At 58.5% G+C, this 19,901-nt stretch carries 11 protein-coding genes; 1 reads left to right on the top strand and 10 read right to left on the bottom strand.

Going from position 1 to position 19,901, the window contains the following annotated elements; genetic code table 11:
* Positions 1-3: 3 nt before the first annotated feature.
* The 3 genes from LXN01_RS11960 to LXN01_RS11950 form a co-directional block, all read right to left on the bottom strand.
* Complete coding sequence (locus tag LXN01_RS11960; RefSeq protein ID WP_236865443.1) at positions 4-858, bottom strand: hypothetical protein; 855 nt, start codon at positions 856-858, stop codon at positions 4-6.
* Positions 855-1,817, bottom strand: coding sequence for a UDP-glucose 4-epimerase GalE (gene galE / locus LXN01_RS11955; protein WP_236865441.1), 963 nt, complete (start codon positions 1,815-1,817; stop codon positions 855-857). Before galE ends, LXN01_RS11960 begins: the two co-directional genes overlap by 4 nt.
* A 64-nt stretch (positions 1,818-1,881) precedes the next feature.
* Complete coding sequence (locus tag LXN01_RS11950) at positions 1,882-2,958, bottom strand: glycosyltransferase family 2 protein (protein ID WP_236865679.1); 1,077 nt, start codon at positions 2,956-2,958, stop codon at positions 1,882-1,884.
* A 200-nt stretch (positions 2,959-3,158) separates the two neighbouring features.
* Between LXN01_RS11950 and LXN01_RS11945 the strand changes: the two genes are divergently transcribed.
* On the top strand, positions 3,159-4,715 hold the full coding sequence (locus LXN01_RS11945) for a macrolactam cyclase family protein (RefSeq protein ID WP_236865439.1): 1,557 nt from the start codon (positions 3,159-3,161) through the stop codon (positions 4,713-4,715).
* Between the two features lie 81 nt (positions 4,716-4,796).
* Here the strand turns inward: LXN01_RS11945 and LXN01_RS11940 are convergent, their stop codons facing one another.
* The 7 genes from LXN01_RS11940 to LXN01_RS11910 all read right to left on the bottom strand — a co-directional run bounded on the left by LXN01_RS11940 (position 4,797) and on the right by LXN01_RS11910 (position 19,885).
* Positions 4,797-6,188, bottom strand: coding sequence for a hypothetical protein (locus LXN01_RS11940; protein ID WP_236865437.1), 1,392 nt, complete (start codon positions 6,186-6,188; stop codon positions 4,797-4,799).
* A gap of 273 nt (positions 6,189-6,461) precedes the next feature.
* Positions 6,462-7,586: a glycosyltransferase family protein gene (locus LXN01_RS11935; RefSeq protein WP_236865435.1), complete on the bottom strand. Its 1,125-nt coding sequence runs from the start codon at positions 7,584-7,586 to the stop codon at positions 6,462-6,464.
* Between the two features lie 115 nt (positions 7,587-7,701).
* Positions 7,702-10,509, bottom strand: coding sequence for a heparinase II/III domain-containing protein (locus LXN01_RS11930; RefSeq protein ID WP_236865433.1), 2,808 nt, complete (start codon positions 10,507-10,509; stop codon positions 7,702-7,704).
* A complete protein-coding gene (locus LXN01_RS11925) occupies positions 10,506-12,239 on the bottom strand; it encodes an asparagine synthetase B family protein (RefSeq protein WP_236865431.1) in 1,734 nt (577 codons plus the stop codon). Before LXN01_RS11925 ends, LXN01_RS11930 begins: the two co-directional genes overlap by 4 nt.
* A 52-nt stretch (positions 12,240-12,291) precedes the next feature.
* Positions 12,292-16,014, bottom strand: a complete 3,723-nt coding sequence (locus LXN01_RS11920) for a glycosyltransferase (protein ID WP_236865430.1) — start codon at positions 16,012-16,014, stop codon at positions 12,292-12,294.
* Positions 16,015-16,409: 395 nt separating this feature from the next.
* On the bottom strand, positions 16,410-17,837 hold the full coding sequence (locus LXN01_RS11915; protein WP_236865429.1) for an adenine nucleotide alpha hydrolase family protein: 1,428 nt from the start codon (positions 17,835-17,837) through the stop codon (positions 16,410-16,412).
* Positions 17,838-17,899: 62 nt separating this feature from the next.
* The gene (locus LXN01_RS11910) at positions 17,900-19,885 is read right to left on the bottom strand and encodes a glycosyltransferase (RefSeq protein ID WP_236865428.1); all 1,986 of its coding nucleotides are present in this window, start codon (positions 19,883-19,885) and stop codon (positions 17,900-17,902) included.
* Between the last annotated feature and the right edge of the window lie 16 nt (positions 19,886-19,901).

The following is a 19,901-nucleotide window of genomic DNA, read 5'->3' as shown; positions in this document are numbered from 1 at the left end:
GGTTCAGTCTGTCTTTACGACGGACGGTTGCAGGGTGAACGGGTTCTCAGCGAGCGCACCGAATGCACCTCGCGCTGCGATAGCGTTCAGTGCCCCTTCGGATTCCAAGTCGGTGACCCAAATCTGAATATCCGAGTCCAGCCAGGAGTCGAGGGAGTTCGCGTCGACCGGCAGAGCGACCATGGTCACTCCACGTTCGGTGAGCTCGGCAGGCGTGACCGCTGCTGGGTCTCCGGTATACAGCGCGCTCGCATCCTGTGCCACAGCTGCGTCCAGCACTTCCGGATCTGAGGACCGGACGATGATGCCATCGCTGCGCCCGGACTCTTCAATGTCGCTCAGCACTTCGCTTACGAGGTCGGCCGAGGCGACTTCCGGCATGAATACCGTGGAGTCGCCGAACTCTTCCAGCGCCTGTTCCCAGGTCATCGGAGTGCCTTCGCCGAAGGCTCGTCCCTCATCGCTGCCGGCCGGTGTGATCCGGGACTGGAGGAATTCCTCGGTGCCAGTCTGATCCAGTGGCTGGTCCAGTCCGAGGTCCTGCTGACCCGATTCCGGGTCGGCAAGCACAACGGTCCCGTCCTGCAAACCGCTGAGTTCCACTGCCGGCAGGTACCCGAACTTCACTACTTCGCGAATGCCCTCCCTGGAGTTCTCCGGGTACAGCGCTTCACCGGCGCCGAGCGCTCCGACAACCGGGGACTGCAGATCCGCTACCGTGAGCGCGGGCTGCGGCCGGAGAACGTTGAAGGCGACCACCGCGAGCACCGCCACGAGGGCGAGCGCGCCTGCAAAAAGTGGGGCGTTGAAAGGCTTGCGCTCGGGCTGCGCGGGAACCGGAATCCGGTCAGTGCTCACGGATACAGCTCCGGAGGGCAGGCGGAGACCACCATGTCGCGCAGATCGTACTGTGTGTGCCAGTCGAGCACCCGGGCAATCGCCGAGGCGTCGGCCACCAGTCGCGGCGGGTCGCCCGGGCGACGGGGCGCCACCTCCGGCTCAAGGTCGCGACCGATCACCTGCGCGATTGCGTCGATGATTTGCTTGACCGAAGTGCCCTCTCCGGTGCCGACGTTGAATACGTTCTCGGCGATGTCACCGGCGTCTGCGTAGTCGAGCGCAGTGACGTGCGCGTCGGCGAGATCCTTGACGTGGACGTAGTCGCGGACGCAGGTGCCATCCGCGGTCGGGTAGTCATTGCCGAAGATCACCGGTGTCTGTCCTGCGAGAAGCCGGTTGTAGACGATCGGCACGAGGTTCATCATCGCCGTGTCGCGGAGGTCGGGCCAGCCGGCGCCGGCGACGTTGAAGTACCGCAGTTTTACCGCCCTGAGTCCGAATTCAGCGGCGTTGTCGATCATCCACTCACCGATCAGTTTGCTCTGGCCGTAAGGATTGATCGGGTCGCACGGTGTCTTCTCGCTGATCAGGTCGGTGTCGGGTATCCCGTAGGTACCAGCAGATGACGAGAACACCATGGTCTGCACCCGCGAAGCCTCCATCGCACCCAGCAGGTGGGTCATGCCGACGACGTTGTTGCGGTAGTACCACAACGGCCGTTCCATGGACTCGCCCACTTGCTTCTTCGCGGCGAAGTGGATGACCGCGGTGACATGCTCATCGTGCATGAGGTCGGTCAGCTCCGCCTCCGCCTGCTCCTCGGACAAGTCGATCTGCGCTAACGGGGAGGAGCCCACGCGCTCGGCGGTGCCGTTGGACAGGTCATCGACCACTACGACTTCGTCGCCGCGCTCCTGCAGCAGCCGGACGACGTGGGAACCGATGTAGCCGGCGCCGCCGGTGACCAATACGCTCATGTGTGTTCCAGGTCCTTCTGCACAGGGATGATTGTTCTTCCTCTCCGAGGATAGTGGTTGAGGTTCATCGACTCTTATCGGTCGTCGACCCGGCTCCGGTGACGAGACCTCTGAGGAAACCGGTCCCCCAGCTCAGGTGCATGGTGGGAAGGACGATGCCGAACAGGGCGCGTTCACGCGGTCCGCAGTCCTTCGCCGTGGCGGCGGCCCCGGCGATCGCGGAGACGTAGGCGAGGCTCGGCACGTGAATGAGCGAACTGACGCGACGAACGAATCGGGGCCAGGTGCGGGTCTTGCCGGTCAGTTGCAGCGAGGCTTCGATGGCAGATGCAGTCACACCGACCACCAGCAGCGGCGGGGCCAAGTAGCGCAGCGAGTTCTTGGATCCGTGCCGGCGCACGATCTCCGCCCGCCAGATCCCGGTGGCATGGAACTGCTGCATGATCTTCTTGAACGACGAGCGCGGCCAGTAGGTGACCTCGAGTCGAGGATCGAACCAGACGAGTCCGCCGGCTTCCCTGATCCGCAGGTTGAGTTCCCAGTCCTGACCGCGCCGCAGCGTGGAATCGAATCCGGAGAGCGCCTCGAAGACTTCTCGCCGGTAGACGCCGAGGTATGCCGACTCGGCCTCCTGAGGCTCGTCACCGGAGTGATAGGCGGGACCACCGAGGCCGACTTTAGACATGTAGGCCCGGGCAACGGCCTTCTGGAACGGAGTCTTGCCTCGGGCGACCATGAGGCCGCCGCAGTTGGCGGCACCAGTCGTCTGGAGGGTATCGATTGCGGCGGCGGTGTAGTCGGGGGTGAGCTCGGAGTGAGCGTCGACGCGGACAATCACCGCGTGCTGAGTCGCAGCGACGGCAGCGTTCAGACCTGAGGGGGTGTCCCCGGGGGGGTTCTCCACCACCGTGATGCGCGGGTCTCCTGCTGCCAGGGTCGTGACGATCGAGGTGGTCTCGTCCGTCGAAGGCCCCACTGCGACGACGATTTCTTTCTCCCCGTCATAGTCCTGATCGAGGACGGTGGTGATGGCCGACGCAACATGCTCTGCTTCGTTGAGCACCGGCACGATGTAGGACACGCCGGGGCGTTCCGGCAGCGACGGCAGACCTTCCGGGGTCAACGATGGAACTCGTTTCAGCACTCGTCAATCCTCGCACAGCGGAGATGGGCCCACTCTGATTTACCGCTCAGGACCAGCCAGATCTGCGGACTCCCGCACCGGAGAGCAGGTGCTTCGCCTCGTGTTGCAACCGGTTTGACCGATATATAGAAACATAACGAACCCCGGACGCCGCATAGAATTCATAACTTGCAACGCCAACCCAAGGAGACCCAAGAGTGGTTACGCTATCGAACCTCGAAGGACGTCTTGATGAGACTTTCGAAGGCTATTGTTTCGCGGGCTCTGACTATGTCGCGGGTGCAGAAGGCTACCAGGCGTACCGAGCGTCCGGCGAGCAAATTGAACCGGGTCTAGACGGCTGCTACACAGTCGTTCGACGCATACCCTCCGGCATCGAGATCGGCACTGATGCCCGTGGCCTTAGACGACTGTTCCTCTATTCCCGCGACGGACGATGGGCAGTATCATCTTCGCTGTATCGATTGGTTTCGCATCTCAGAGAGCGTGGCATCAATCCTCAGCCGTGTCTGCCTGTCCTACGCGCGCTCGGCGTGCGACAAGCGCTCACGGCACAACTTAACAGCTCCCAGACTATATTCGCCGACATCACACTGGTCCCCTCCTTCTGCGTTGTCCAGATCGATCGCGGTGGCCCGAAGATCATCCCACTGCCCAAATCTCGCCTCGACAAGGACTACATCGGAGACCTGCACCGCTTCATCTTTCTGTGGCGGTCTCGGTTCGCGACGCTCGCGAGCGATCCGCGTGTGAACTTCACAGTAGATCTCAGTGGTGGGCTCGATTCCCGTGTTGTCTTCGCCTTCGCTCTCGCTTCTGGCGCGATGAGGACTGAAGCCCACAGATTTCACGTTGCATCCCAGACCCGCATGCCGAAGGACTTCGCCGCCGCATCGACTGTCGCCCGGGCGTACGATGTCACCCTCAATGGACCGCCGTTCCACATGCGGACAAGCAGCAGCGTGGAGATTGCTCTTGAGGGCTGGCGCGAGCACAGCTTGGGAGTGTACCTGCCGATCTATCTCACGCCGTACGACTTCGACCCCTTGACCATACGAGGACACGGTGCAGGCGGCGGAACCTTCCGCGATCTCTTCACTAGGAGCCTGGAGGAGCGCCTGCGCTCCACTAAGAAGTACTTCGAGCTCCAGACTTTCGACGACTACCTATCGATTGTCCTCGACGACCTTCATCGAATCTCGACGATGCGCCCAGCTGTTGATCAGCAGAAGCTGCACTATCGCGAATTCCGAAACCGGTTTCACTTTGGTCATTCCCCGCACAAGAGAGCCGCCTTCACACCTCTGAATTCGATATTGCTCGACGACATCATCGACCAACCCGAGGTCCAATCCAATCGGATCTACTTCGACACCATGGATTGCCTAGTTCCAGGCATCAAAAACTACCCCTATGATGACCCCGCCAAGGAGCCGGATTCTCTTGCGCCGAGCGCCGCGGCGCATTCTATCGGTTTACCGCCCGCCGAGCCAGGAAGTGTCTATGCGGACTTCCAGTCACGCGGCGAACCGACCAGTTACGCTAAAGCCGCCTTCACAGCTCTCTATTCTGAGGCTGATCGGGCGCTTGGCAACAGTAGGGTTCAGGACTTGATCGGTGAGAAGGATGTGCTCGCGCGGTGCCGAGCTTCGGTGAATAGTGTTAAGGCCGAATCCAAACGCCCCCGAGCGAACCATCCGACTCACCAGGACGTCTCCTACGTTCTCGCGGCTGCATTCGCCGCTGACGCGTGATGTCCACCGCTCCCGGGATCTGACCGTCGCCGCCCGTCCGGGTGGGCTCAAAAGGCCTAGCCGCGGGTTCCTCAGTCAGGATCATCTCGCGAACTGGATCGTCGTCGCGCTACTCGCCGCCAGGTCAATGATGAGCTGCCCATCCTTGGAGCTCACTACACCACTGCCGGTCTCTGCGAACGGAGCGAGTTCGCGGAATCCGGTTTTGCTCTTTGCGGCGTTGGACGGAGCGTGGATCTGAGCGGCTCGCGTCGCGGTATAGCCCTCGGGCAAGTCTATGGTCACCTCATTGCCGCCGGACTCGGCCATGTCGTTGTTGTTGACCACGGTGACAAGAATCTTCTCGTCACCCGCAGCCGGCGTGTCCATGTCCACCGCGTAGGCATACATATTGCCTCCGCCGTCGAGCTCTGTCTCCAAAAACTGGCCGCCCACACTGAGGCTTGCGAGCCGCATCGCGTGGTAGTTGGGCTGCCCGACGAGTTCACCCTCCCCGTTCTCACCGGTCCCTTGGACCGAGCACACTACGGACATCGGCGCACCGCCGGCGCACGCACCGAGCATAGAGTGCATGTTCATTCGCTCCACGCCGAGCCCAGCGGCGTGGAAGATGTAGTCGACCGTCCACAGCGCCGAGGCGTGGGTCCGGGACGTGTCATTAGTGCCGGGACAGCTAGTCGGGCCAGTCTCCTCGACCCAGAGCGGAACTCCGGCAGCGTCCGCCTTCTCCAGTCCAATGGACAGAAGTCGGTCGGCGCTCTCGTGCGCGAGCGGGTCGACCAGGTTCTCCCACTCCGGGCCGCGCCCCGGCACCTCCTCCGATGTGCAGTCGTAGGTCGCGTACCAATGCTGGCTCAGCGCTGCAGTGCCCGGAAAGTCAGCCTCGAGGAACGCTGTCATCCAGGCGCCTTCGAATGCTCCAGGCCCAACGAGCAGGACAGTGTCCCCAACTGCCCCTCGGATCGCATCGACATACTCCCTGGCTTGGGCGACATAGGCGTCCTCATCCCACTCGCCTGGATTGCGAATCTGCAGACCTTCTCGCCCATCCGCAGTGAACCCGTTGGGCTCATTTCCGATCGAGATCGCCAGTAGGGAGTCGCCGAAGATCTCGACGGCGTGTTTGGCCATGTCGGCACCTCGCTCGGGATCGAAATCACCGAGGGGAATTCCGAGGGTGACCTGGGACCCCACCCTCATCACAGTCTGGTTCACACGCCGGAGATCGCGGGGGGTCACCGTGGTGTACCCCGGGGGGGCGGTCTCGCCTCCTGAGGTCCAGAACATGCTCCGGTCCAGTTTATTCCCGCCGAAGCGTATACCAGGTGAACCAAGCTCGGAGAGAAGTTCGTCGACATTGCCCTCACTCGGATCCCAGCGGGGATCCGCCAGCTCTGTCGCCTCAAAGGAAATGCCAAGGTTGTTCTTACCGATCCCTGGCTGATTCCTTTCGCTCGAGACTTCGATGCTCATAGCAGCTCGATCAAGTGATTGACCGTAAAAGTCCTGTGAGAAATGAACTGCAGGGCTGCCCGTCGAGTGATTTGGCGCCTCGGCAGTTCCTCGCTCCCCATCCACGCCGAGTGAACACGAGGCGAGCATAATCAGAATGACCACAACGCCGAGCGCGTTCGATAGTTGCCGCATCCGGTGATAACTCCCCGTCAAGATCTGAATACCCTTTGAGCATATTTCGCAGAAACACGAACGACTAGCCGGAAAAGAGAACCAGAAGTTCATCGGTCATCAGTGGGCCCGTCTTCTCAGAGCATCCAGCTTGTGTTCCAAACGCCCGATTCGAGCGTACGCCGCCTCGAGTTTGCGGGGCGACGGGTCACTCGCCCAGTCAGGATGGGGTCGAGCTGGACCTGGATTAGCCGACCGATAAATCTCATCCAGAATTCGACCAGCGACACTTGAAGAATGCTCAGACTCTACGTATGCCCGTCCGGCTTCGCCAAGCTCTTTCCTTTTTTGTGCATCTTCAATCAAGTCACTGATAACTTCTTGAAACGTGTCTGGGTTTGCGTTAACCACAGGGATTGATGGGTGAGCAGCGATCACTTCATCGCTTATTCTTGCAACGGCGACTTTCCCTAGGGCCATCGCTTCAAGGGACAGCACTCCTGCGTCTCCGCCGAGAAGCTTTTCGACGACGATATCTGCCTCTGCGATGGCTTTGAGCAATTCTTGATGGCTCACGCCCTCAATCACGCGGAATTCAAAGTCCAAGGTCCCGGACAGGGCTCCCAGAGCCTCTTCAATCATCGAAGTGCCCTTAGTCTCCCTTCTTCGAGAGGCATGAAGCACCACTGGTCTCCGCCTGTGCACTTGCCCAACCATGTCATAGTCACTCATTCTAAGAGTTTTGGGCAGGTACTTAGCGCCGGGCGCATAGACGCTGTCTAAGACTGACGACACCGTGGTCTGATGAGCAAACGTGTGTATGAGCGCCAACCGAACGTCGATCTTCTCTTCGTCACATGGGATATCTGCATATCTATAAAAGCTCCAGCGGTCCCTCGAGTGATGGCTTGCACGACGTATATCAGACCCGTGGAAAGAGACGATCACCCGCTTTCCAAGCGAGCGTAGAAGGGGAAGATCCCACATCTGAGGCAGTCCACTTCTCGATGGAATCAGAGAACGAGCGGTTTGAAAGTGGAAAACATCAAAGGAGGCTTCGATGCTCTCGACGAGAATCGAAAAATAGTCTTCGACTGACTTCGGAGAGAAAACTCGGTCCACCGGAAAATCGTTCGGACTTTCACCAAAATTCCATACCTCCACGTCATAGCCGAGATCAGTCAAGCCCGCAGCCATTGAAGTAGACTGATTTGCTACGTTGCTCGGAGCCAGAAGAACCTTCATATTGTTCACCTTTGCGCTTTTGCCCGCACTGGCCATTGAGCATCTCGGCAGTTGAACCGACCGAGACCTGCCCAGAACTGTCGAGAGTCCCGAGAGAAACTAGATCTTGTGGTATTTAGTCCATTCGGGCATGATCAGCTATCCGGAGTCCTTTCAGGGACCACTCTCCATCGGCATCGACTACAGCCTTTCGTACATAGTCAAGATACTCCTGCACGGGGGGAACACGATGCCCCGGACCAAGGTAAGGCGTGAAAGTGTGGAGCCTTTCGGCATTACCGGAATTGCCGTACTCAGCTTGGAAAGGCAGAAAATGGTCCTTGTAGTGGAGGTCATCACCGGGATTCTGAATGAGTACAACGTCCTGGTCGAAACCAAATGATCGGTAACGTTTGATTAAATCCATTCGCGGCGCCAAAATCGGGTCGTCGTTCACGGTGTCTCGCCCGAATAGACTCCAATGAGCAGTTTCGGAAATTCGCGGGACATAGCGATCAATCTGAATCTGTGGGTTGAACGACACTACCCGAGTGCCCTCAAGCACACTCCCGAGTTGAAGCGCGGCAAACCCACCTCCGGAGTTCCCCACGAGAAGCACCTTATCGATCCCCTTGTGCCGTGCGTACGCGTCGATCATTTTGCCGATCTCGTTGTGGAGATCAAGATCTTCGGTACCCACGTACCACGAAAGAATCATCCGGGAGTCCAAGTCCAGGCAGGGGTCAGAGAAGAACATGACCGGACCGATGCCCAGCTGAGGCATGGATCGTAGCCGCTCGTACCGCGGTACAGAAAACCGTGTTCGATCTGTGGCCCCATGGAAGTAGACCGTGAGCACTTCCCCCGGTTGATCAACGAGATAGCTGGAAAGGACCAGTTGCCCCAGATCAACGCTCCAGATGTAAGGCTCACGCCCCGAAGCCGGCACCGTGCAGGAGTCGTACGAGGACCTGACTGGAACTGCATAACTGGATTGGACGAGCTCTTCATCTGCCCACTGGGTAAGAGGGCTGCGACGCACATTGCCGACGCTGGGATGGTTAGCAAGCCGGTCAGCCAAATCAGTGCCCGCAATGTCGATCAAGGCTGCGGCGAAGCCATAGTCGCGCAAACCAGTTACACGAAGCTCCCTTCCGATGTTCGACAGATCGTCTAATCCACGTAATCGGGCTTCGACCCCCGCCCCGGCGTCGCGTATTCGCGACTTCACCTCTTCAATAGCCCGTCGGACGAGAAGGCGCTGCTCAAGGGCCTCTTCGTTAGTAAGCGCTCCCGCGGCCGCGAGCTCGATGGTGCGCGTAACAGCGTCCTCAGGATCAAGCCCCGCCGGCACCACCGCAGAAAGCTCAGGAGTCACTACAAGGGTCTCTCGCAGGTGTTTGTCGACTATGTCGACTGTGAACTCCTTGCCTGAGCGAGGAATCCTTCGGGCCGCAAAATGTTCACGGTCACCAACGTCGGAGACTATTGTCACGGCTCGGCTGCTGGTTCCGCTCATGGGCACCCGTATACGCCAGGCAACGCGTTCACCGTCGTTTCTCAGCTCGTCAATCTTGAAGTCTCTCAGCGCCGCCGTGGAGATAGTGATCGCGACTGTATCGTTGCCGTCATGGAGCAAGAAGCCCCGCGCGACGGGCTCGATATTGAGATCCGGCGCCACTATCCATTGCAGATGTGCTTCGAACTGTTCGGACGAGCGGACCGAGTCCTCGACCACCAGGTAATTTCCAGTTCGTGCAAACACAACGTGGCGCTGCCATTGGATTTGGAGAAACAGGCTGTTCTTGACTACGAAGCCCTCGACGCGCTCATCCGAGTACTGCCGTACCAGTTCCGCTTCCCCGTTAGTTCTATAGCGCACATCTTCGACAGAAACGACGGAATGCGCTTCATGCCCAGCAGCTGATTCTGTCGGAGGGTCGATGAGCCAGGAGCGCCCCCGCGAAAAGTAAGTGATGCGCGACGGATCCTGATGGGCGCGTCTCCCGCGGACCGGCCCCAGAATCATCGTTACCTGTGTCTCTTCATCGACAGCGCGTTCGGTTTCGCCCCATCCGCTCCGAAGAGAAACTAAACCGCCCGGCTCAACGTAGCGGATTGCAGTCGGTGGAAAGCCTTCAGCGCCTCCAGTCAGCGCGTACCTCATCCTGGGATCCTCGCTGCCGGGCCGTACCTCGGGGAATGCCCCTCCCATTGGAACGAGGTTGCCCGCCGGATCCGTCACCTGCAGCCAGAATTCGATGCCGCGTAGTCGGCGCATCGACTCGTGTTCCTCGGCAACTCCAAGCAATTGCAGAGTGTCCTTCCACTCAGCCGCTACCTGCACGAGCTCTTTCAGATCTTCTGCAATTGAATAGCCGCTTTCGCGGAATGCAGAATTCAACGCTGTAATCGCGGAACTTCTCAATGACTCCATTGATCCCTGTTGCCGGAACTGAAGCGCCAGGCGGACATGCAAGAGACGCAGCCGCTGATCTGCAGCCACCGCCTGGTCTTCCGCACCCGCCAATTGCTCAAGGTGCCGGTTCACAGTCAATAGGGCGTCACTATTGGCCGGGGCACCAAGTGCAATCGCCATGCACCGCTGCTCCAAGGGGAGAGGTTGCCACGCCAACGACTGCACGTCAGCGGCGGCATCCGATCGTGACCACGCGCCGAAGATCTCGCTCCAGGCTTCTTCGGCACCACGTACCTTCGGACCGGCGCGACGCAACACATCCAGCCACCGTAAGGAGTTCAGCTCCAAGCAGAGATTCCGCGGCAGATGGTCAAGCTGGTCGTAGGTGGCAGGGTCGTCAACTCTAAGAACAAAATCGCCCAGCTTGAGTTCACCCTCGACCAACCTTCTTGCCCTTGCCAAATCAGACGGCCGCTCGGCAAAGAAGCCGACAGCCAGCCGGGAGATGTCGAAAAATTCACTCATCTTCCCTGCACCTCACGCACGCGTCGGTTGAGCTTGGCCACGTGCGAGTCAAGATAATCAACCCAAACCGCACGGTTCAACCAGGATTCATGAAATGGAAGAGCTTCGCCTCGGCGAACTATGTCAAGAAAGCCATCAATCTTTTCTACATTGAAATACTCAGGCCAGGCTCGGGGGTTCTCGAAAACATTGAAGAAGTATTCTGGATCGGTGTCGAATGTTGCCAACTTCTTCGCCATACTTTTTCGCGAGTCAGCAACATGCGCTTTGTAGTATCGAACACCAGCCCATGCCGGGATTGCACGACTTACTACTTCATGGGGAAACCGCTTTTCTACTCTTTCGGCTGGCTCTAGGTCAAAGCATGCACGCACATACGCTGGACCGGAGAGCATGATCGCTGACATCGAGCCAAGAGCCTGGTTACCCCATCGACGAAACTTCTCAGTAAGATAGAGGTAATCCAATGAGGCTATGTCGGGGCGACCGTGACGTTTGGCTCTTTCATAAATGTGGTCGAAGAAACCCTCCATCGCCTTACTCGCGCGGTCGGATGTTACAGCACCACGGAAGCTTCTTGCAGCATAAGCAACCGGATGAGGCAGTTTCTCAATGCGCTCATAGTCTCCCGGCCGGTGGTAATAATAACCGTGCATGATTTCGCCGCCGACACCGCCAATACTCAAACCAGCGGAACCCTTGGGAATGCGGACGTTCGATTTGATGTTTGTGGGAGCGGCGTCGCCGTCCCACATCGCGAACGCGTTCTCCAACCTCTCGGCCAGAGTCATCGTAATCGTAGAGTGGCTGGGAAACGTGATGTCGTGTCGGATCTCTTGGCCGGGGCGCTCGCTCCCTTTGTAGATATCCATGAGTTCTTGAGCGATCTCAGCTTCAGCTTCCAATGTGCCGAGGGTGACTACGCGAGCATCGCTTCCTCCGCTGAGCCATACGGCCGCAGTCATTCGAGAATCTCTACCACCACTCAAATACACAGCCGGCGTCCGGACACTCAGAGCATCAAGGTTCCTCGCAATAGTGCGAGTCTGTTCGAGTACGTGTTCATAATCAGGCTTACCAGGTCGCGCTCCTACGAGGTCAGTGAGATCGGTGTGCTCCCGGAAATCAACCGTCCCGTCCGCCGCCACGTCTATGCAGGAAGCTTCGCGCAGTCGGCGAATACCGCGAATTGGGGAATCCTCAAGGGTGAACCAGCCAGCATGCACGTACCTGCCAACTGCATCGCCGTTCACCTCCACTGGCCCTTCGAGGAAATGAGTCAAAATCCCTATGTGATTTGAAGCAGCGACAAAATCGTCGTTTATGACGTAATAACACCGACCAATGCCCAGGTAGTCGGCCCAGACGCGGACCGACCCGTCCGGCCGGCGATGAATCCCGAAATGGTTGGGTAGCAGACGGTCAAAAGAGCCGTTACGAACCATTGTCGAGACTCCACTCCAGTACTGCTCGGGAGTGTAGTCCGCGTCAACAGGAATTGGGGGTTGGGATACGGCAATGACTTCGGAATTTTCAGCGAACCAGGTCGGTGTTTTCCATGCTCCCTGCATTCGATCCGCATTGAAGATGGCCACTCTACCGTCACTCCACTGGTGATCCTGGCCTTCGCCGAAAATCGTTCTTGCGTCGTCCACTGCCGCTTGAAAGAGCACAGGAAGCCTGGAACCTGCTGCCGCGTTTCTTGCAACGCAGATGAAGTTGACGTTCATAACAAGGCCTTTCAGCAAGGGAGTAAGAAAGAACTATTGGGTGACGGTACGCCTATTCGAGAGCGAGTCTCGTTTCCACCGAAGCTCTTGTATCGATAGGAAACCTGAATCCAAGGGACCACGTGGGTTCAAGTGAACGATCCTGTCTCGACCGCCATCCGCGCATTGGATTCATCTGACCTCGAACAGGCTCGATCATTGTTCCAGGACCGCTGACCACCAGACGCAATGAGCCAGCCTCGGTACTCGCGACGAAGACCACGGATTCTTCAGCAGATTCGACCTCGAAAATGCCGGAGATGTTGAACCACAGCGTGCCTTCCCGGGTCTCGGGCGACTGGGAGAAGACAGAATCCTTGATAAGCAGTTCGCTTCCTGGGCGATAGATGAGCCGTCGCCGATGAATGTAGTCAGCGTGATGCACCCTTCCCGACAGATCGAACACACCGTCGTTTTCCGAGCACTCTCCAATTCCACTCCCGTAAGGGGTACGGGTTCGACGCTCCTGATTGCGGCCGTCCATCATGAGGGTGTTGTGGGCCATCGTGCCTTCGACGTATTGGCGTTCCGGTGCTGCATAGTAGAAGCCGTCGCGACGCATCGGCGAATCGGCTGGCAGGAGATCGCCATAGCCAAATCGTCCGCTATCCGTCAAGATCTGCTGGCCCCTGTCGAACCAGACGAGGTTCAGATCGTCCGCATGTTTATGGGCACGAGAATGGAAGGCAGCGCTGAATGCTAGATAGCCACTTTGGCGCAAGGCGCCCGGTCCATTGGGCTGTGGAGATCGGACGAATGCGTAACCCCCATCTGAGTACACTGCCAACTCTAGTGATGGTCGTCTTCCCTGTTCACCGTCCGAGAGAATGTACTGCGTCTCCGGGTCAATTGACTTGGCTTCACGACCCACCATTCGCGTCTCCGGCGAGTCCCCGAATTGAACAAGGGTCCCATCGGGCTGAATCATCCAGCCAAGGACATGAGCTGCGCGTTCGATCCGCCCCTTGACTTCCTCATCTTCGATAAGACCGTCAGTGACAGCGAGCTCGAAAGAGTTGAGCAGCATCCGATGGTAATCCGGCGAGTGCTCGAGGTGGACTCCGTCGACCGCAAACTGGGACTGAGCCATTCGGGCCAGCCGCTCCTTACCCTCTTCTGCGGTGGGCTGAGCTGCCGGAAACATCGGACAGTACTTTGCGGCATGAACCTGAGACACAGCGGTATAGAACCCATGGTTGTTGTTCGGGTTGAAAGCGCGGTCCTTGTGCAGTTCATCAAGGTGCCACGCTATGGCCTCGGCAAGCACCACAGTCTGCTCCCTCATCCCATCGATGCGGGCAGCGCGCAGGGCGAGTGCGAGCAGCCGAGGCGTTCGCAGGGACAGCGACATGTCGTACCAAGCCATAGGATCTTGATCTTCATCGACGCCCAGATGGCTCTCGATCCAGCGAACCGCTATGTGAACTGCCGCCTCGATCCACCGTGGATCCCCCTCCTCATCGAACTCCCGAATAAGCGGATCCATGAACTCCCAGGCGTGAAGGTGGAACCCCCATGAACGATGCTCCTCGCCGTATCGTGACCACTCCCTGATGCTGGTAACCGGCACTGGCTCGAAGCTTGCAAACCGCCATCCATCTTCGAGAACTGATCGCGCAGACTGGCGAATGTCCTGAATGGTGAACCAGCCCTTGGACGGAGGCAGCTTTGCTGCCGTAAGTTCCTCCAGCAACTCGCCGGGGTTGATACCTCGCTCAGTTAATGCGATCTCCGATTCGATGAGAGTGTTGTCCGGCCCTGAGTATCCCAGCTTTCTGTAGGCCTTGTAATACTCATTGACGTTTCTGTCCCAGGACCGATAATTTCGCACCCAGCGAGCGGCACGTCTGCTGAGATCGTGGCGTCGTTCCGGGTCATTGATCAGTGCAATCAGCTTCGCTGCCAGGCTGTCCGCTGAACCGGCGCGGAAAGTTTCGACTGCGCCCGATTGGTCAGCAATTTCTTGCAGCGCGCCAACATCTGAAAGCACGACAGCACGCCCAGTAGAGAACGCTTCAAACGGCTTGAGCGGCGTCACCAAGTGGGCCACAGCTGAAGGCTTTCTTGGAACTACGAAAATATCGATCAATCCGTAGTACCGAAGTACGTCCTCATGCGGCACGCGTCCAGTGAAAACTACGTTTTCGACGCCTCGGCGCTCGACGTGCTCTTGGAGAGTTGACCGGTAGTCTCCATCGCCCACCAGTAGCAGACACGTGGTTTGGGAAACAGAAGCTCTAGCAAGGTGATACGCATCGATTAGCGTGTCGATTCCTTCGTACTCAACAAGTGATGAAATGTAACCGATCGTGACAGCTCCCTCTGGAATACCAATTTCCGCGGCAAGTGCTTGATCTCGTCCTTGCACGGGGAAATTGCCGGAATCGACTGCATTCGGAACGATCGTCACATCGGTTTCAGAGAGCGAACCATCCGCTGCCTGCAAGATATGGCTCTTCATCACCTCGGCCAGCGTGAATACATGGTTTGGCAGCAACCGGGAGACTTCTTCGGCGTGCTTGCGCAGTTCGTAGGCTGCTGGCTTCCCATACATTGCGAACAAGCGCGCGGCTTCATCCGCCCAGTCGTTCGAATCAATGACTCTAGAAAGCCACGACTCTTCCCAAAAGCCCCGGGATTCATAAGCGGTCGGAATGCCATACTTTTTCCCAACAGCATCAGTGATCAAGGCGTTGAAGAAGTCGGACTGGGCATGCAAAATGCTCGGCCGCAATTTCATAACGAGCCGACCCAGGTGAACGATGTTCTCGCGCAGCCAGTCGTCGATGAGCATTTCGTTACGAGGATCTCCCGGCAACAGGTAGTAGTCGATGCCCATATGCGTGTAGTGCGCAGCTTCTTCGCCCCGGAAGTCAGTGATGCCTGACTGTCCCACAACCGCAACAGGCAAGCCCTTCTTGGCCTGAGCCACAGCTGTATATTGGGTTCGCAGGGTATATCCGGTTTGAGTCTGCGGGAGAACTCGTCCGACCATATGCAGAATCGGGCCCGTGGGATCATACGCATTCCCGGGAGCAAGATCAGCATGCACGAGCGTCGGGTAAGAGAAAAGCTCGATCTCGTGTTGAATCTTCTTGACAGCATGAGCATCTGAGTCGCGACCGGATTTCCGGTGCACTTCGGTCAGAATCGTGGATGCCAAATCCCAATAGCCAGCGCCTCGGTAGAAACGATACAGGCGGCGAAGAGTGGTCAGCTGCTGCTTTCGAAGGAGATCGAATCCCTCTATAAGCGGACGCAGCTGGAGCAGTTCGTCGCGATTGAGATAATCGCGAAAGAGCTTGGTCGCCTGGTGTTTGGAAATAATATTTTCTGGTCTCCGACCCAATTGAAGGGCGGATTCGAAGGCGACACGCGTGTTATCAGCGGTTCCATTCTTGAGCTCCGCAAGGTCTGATTTCACGGGAGCGAGGAAGTTTGCTGGAACACGCCGGCGCAGCACTTTCAGGTCCCTATGGACCCTTGCCACCTCCTGAGCAAGCGCTTCAAACGCTTGACCCTCAGCATCATCTTTTTCAGAGCGCTCAGAAAGTTCGGTCTTCATTTGGGCCAGGTCACGCTCCGCGGACTCAATACGGTCCCGAAGCGATACTGCCGCTTCAGCAACCTGCCCAGTTCGCCGCTCCAGATTTCCGGCTCGCGTTGAAAACTGGTCCGTCGACGTAGCAAAACGGCCGATCACGCGAAAAGCCAGGATGCTCGCCAACAAGATCAAAGTGCAGACTATAAGGCTCGCAGATACTGCTGCCAGCCGGGATCCAGTCACAGCTGCAAACACCAGGAGCACCGCCGCGAGCACCGCTACAACGCCCGCTGTTCCGGCCAACCTCCGAACCATCACTCGCACCGATTCCTCGCCTCAATTCCGGGTATTGTATTTGTTTCCACAATTGTCATTCATTTCAACTCGTTCGTACCGACAGCTACCGGCGCCGGAGCTGAGGTTCACAAGGCCATCGCCTCGCAACGACTACACAGTCCACGCTTCGTCACTTTCTCATCAACGTCAGTGTTTGCAGAAATCGGGATCAGCAAGCGGGTCAACAACAAATCGTGGCGCGTCGCAGGATGAGATCAACTGCATCTGCCTTTCGCGAAGAGACCAACGGATCAAGACCCCTCGCTATCCACGTGCGTTCCGTTGACGTCAACTTCCAGGAGGTCCGGCCACGCTTCCCGCACTATGTCGATCTGCGGGCTCGTGCTGCCACGATTTGCGGCATCCAGCATCGATCCCGCTATCAGCCTCCGGGAGTTCAAGAGGAAGCACGTCTCGTGGGCGATATCGCTCTCGGCAACGATAGAGGTCGCCCACACCCCCAACCGGTACTCCCAATAGAACAGTCGAAGCGGGTCAAGAACTCCCGCGCCTACCACCGGGAACTGTGTTCCGTCAACGAACTCCCGAAAGATGTCCACGACGAACGGCGCCTGCGCCTTTCTCCGCGAAGCGATGGCGGCCATCTCGCTTGCATCCAGAGTCTCAGCGGCGCTCTGTCCCGTGGACCGATAGTGGTCGCCGAGGACGGCATATCCATTCGACCTGAAGTGCAGGCCGTCAGGAAGCTGCTCACTGTAGGCTCTCGCTACGGATGCACTGTGGCCCCACTTGCGGTTTCGCTTGAGAACATCCAAGAAGGTCGATTCGGACTCCATCTTCGGTATCGGTAAGACCTTGTGCCGGACTCCGGCCTTGGACGCGACCTGCGCCGCAGCAACAACGTCAAACCGATTGGCGCGGGACTTCTCCTTGTAGGTCACGTCGTAGGTGAACGCCAGGAGCTCTTCCGCCCAAGGACGAAGGATTGCTAAACTGGCCCGGCTGTCCTTTCCGGCCGACAAAGAGAGCAGCAGTTGTCCTCGCTGTTCCGCGAGAGAAGCGACGTGCTCCCGCGCGCTCGCCACCACCTCGGCCACGGAAAGCGGTTCGAAGTCCGAGAGGTCGGGGCGCCGAGGAAAGATTCTGGTGGTCGCTCGTGTCTCCAAGTCGAGCTCCACGTTCGGCGTCAGAGCGACGATTCCGTTGTAGCCGGTCTCCCGGCCCGGAGGACAGCGAAGATTCTGGGCGTTCAGGAAACCTCGATCGGCAGCGTACGAACTGACCGCGCCGCTGGCCCGCGCGGCCAAATCGGCATGGGAAGCGACCACGGGCGGGTGCTGGATACGACTGAAGTACACCGGCCGCAAGCCGGTGGCGTCGGTCTGCACTTTTATACGGCCATCGGACACCATAAAAAGAACGTATCGGCCGTTCAAGTCATCCAATAACGAGTTGGCATTCCCAGGCAGGCGACCTGCGATCCGTCCTGCAATGCTCCGCAGATCAGCGGTCCTCTGCCCATCTATCTCTGCGCTTGCATATCCCACAATGGCGACAGTGGCGGATGTTCCTTCGGTGACGATCGCTTCCACTCTCGGATCGTAATAGAGGGTACAGTCCGAGAACGTCAAGGATGCCCAATGAGACGGCAGATCGCTGATCTTGTGCCCTTCACCAGTCAGAAGGAAGCCTCTGCTGTACAACAACTTCTCGTTCACGCACTCTCCGGGGACGTGTGGGGATGACGGGGAATAGTAGTCGGCGGACTAGCCGATCTCGCTCACGGGACTCGTAGTGCAGCGGCACCAGTCAAGACCGCCGGCGCACTGCTGCGTCCTCCCAAGGATTCATAGATGTCGCTGATGGTTCGCCCGAGCTGGCTCCATTGCCGCTCTTCAGTCACCCAACGGCGCCCGTTCACCGCGAGGCGGGAGCGCAGTTCGTGGTTGTCCAACAGCTGCCGCAGCGCAGTCGCAAGGGAATCGGCGTTGCCCTTTTCATGGAGTAGCCCAGTTTCTCCGTGTCTGACAATCTCTGCCAGCGCAGCGACGTCCGACGCAACGACCGCCTTCTCCATCGACATCGCTTCGAATGGCTTCAATGGCGAAACCATCTCACAGACAGGAAGCGGCAGCCTCGGGAACGGGGTGATGTCGATCAGGGAGTAATACCGCTCGACTTCCTCGTGGGGGACTCGTCCCGTGAACCGGAACAGGTGCTGCAGCCCTGCGATCTCCACCTCAGTCCTGAACTTCTCCAGCTCGGCACCGTCACCGACGAGCAGCACCACGAAATCGTCACGCTCGCTGGCAATCTTGCCGGCAGATTCGATGAGGAGTCCCAGCCCCTCGTAGTCGAGGATCGAACCAACGTAGCCGATCACGGTCTTGTTGTTGATGCCGAGTGACTGGGCGAGCTCACGGTCACGCTCCCGGCGCCGGAAGCGCGATGAGTCCACGCCGTTCGGCACCACAGTGATCTTCTCTCCGTCCACGCCTCGTGCGATCAGCTCGCTTTTCAGAGCGTGGGTGATAGCTAGAACGTGTGTGGCATTGGAGGCAGCGTCAGCTTCCATGCGGGCCATGAACCGGTACATTCCTCCGCTTGCCCATTCCGGGTCGCGGGAGCCGCGTGTCACTTCCCACAGCCCCCGAACTTCGTAGACCGAGGGCAAACCCAACTGAAGAGCTGCGGAAACTGCTGCGAGGCCATTCCAATGGTTCGACGCGGCGTGCAGCAGGAACGGCTTTTCGTCCTCGGCGAAGACCTTCAGCCTTTCGACATAGCGGTCGACATACTGCTGGATGGGCTTCTTCATCTCAAGGCCCGGTTCCGTGCTCAACCGGTGGTACGGCACGCCGTTGACTATGTCGATTGCCTGAATGGGACCGAGCTCCTTGTACTGGGGCATGTCGTAGGGATACCCAAGCCGAGTTACGCCGACCATGTCCCAACCCTGCTGCCGAACAGCGGACAACAGACCGTGCGTGCGCGTCGAGTAGCCCGCGGAATGGTAGGGAAGCGAATTGTGCAGAAGGTATGCGACCTTGTTCTGCTGCGGAGAATAGGACCTTATCTCCGCTGCGGGAGGAAAAGGAAAACCAGACTGAGCAAGTTGGTGATCGCTTCGCACCTTACCAACGCGAAGCTTATTCTTCGCCCACGCGTCATCCGGTCGAGCGCGGAGGTATTCGCTCAAGAGTCCAGGGGCCGCGTCGTGCTGATCACGTGCAAGTTCTCGGCGGATCGCTAGGCGCAGGCTCGTAACCGGCACCTTGTCCTCTGGCAGCTGACGGATTGTTTCAATCGCTGCCGCCCTCCGCCCCCGTGCCAAGCAGAAGATCGCTCTTGCCTGAGCAGTCTCGACTTCATCCAAGTCTTCAAGCGTTGCCTGACCGTCGGACCGGTGGAGCTCCACCACTGCCTGCGCAATCATGTCACCCTCACGGGCAACGACGTCGACGGCCTCATCGATGCGATTGGGAATCGAGAAGTCGAGCGACGGCAGGAGTCGATGAGGGCGACCCTTGATCGCTTCGGGGAGCCGAGTGAGGACTTCCCGAACTCGCGAGAATTCCTGCCGGCTGGCGGCCATTGCGATGAAGGACTCGAGAGCAGCGAAATTGCCGGCGTCCACCTCGACCGCGTTGTTGAAGGCGATGTAGGCGGGATCGAAACGCCCGTCGGACTGGAGGCGATTGCCGTACGACATCCACAGGAGGCTGTCGTTCGGCATGTCGCGCAAGCTGCGGCGCAGCAGGTCCAAGGCGTCCGTCTTCCTG

Origin of the sequence: Brevibacterium daeguense (genome assembly GCF_021729135.1) — a bacterium.
GTDB lineage: Bacteria > Actinomycetota > Actinomycetes > Actinomycetales > Brevibacteriaceae > Brevibacterium > Brevibacterium daeguense.
Note: the sequence above shows the minus strand (reverse complement) of the source record. Positions and strands in the feature narration are given on the sequence as shown.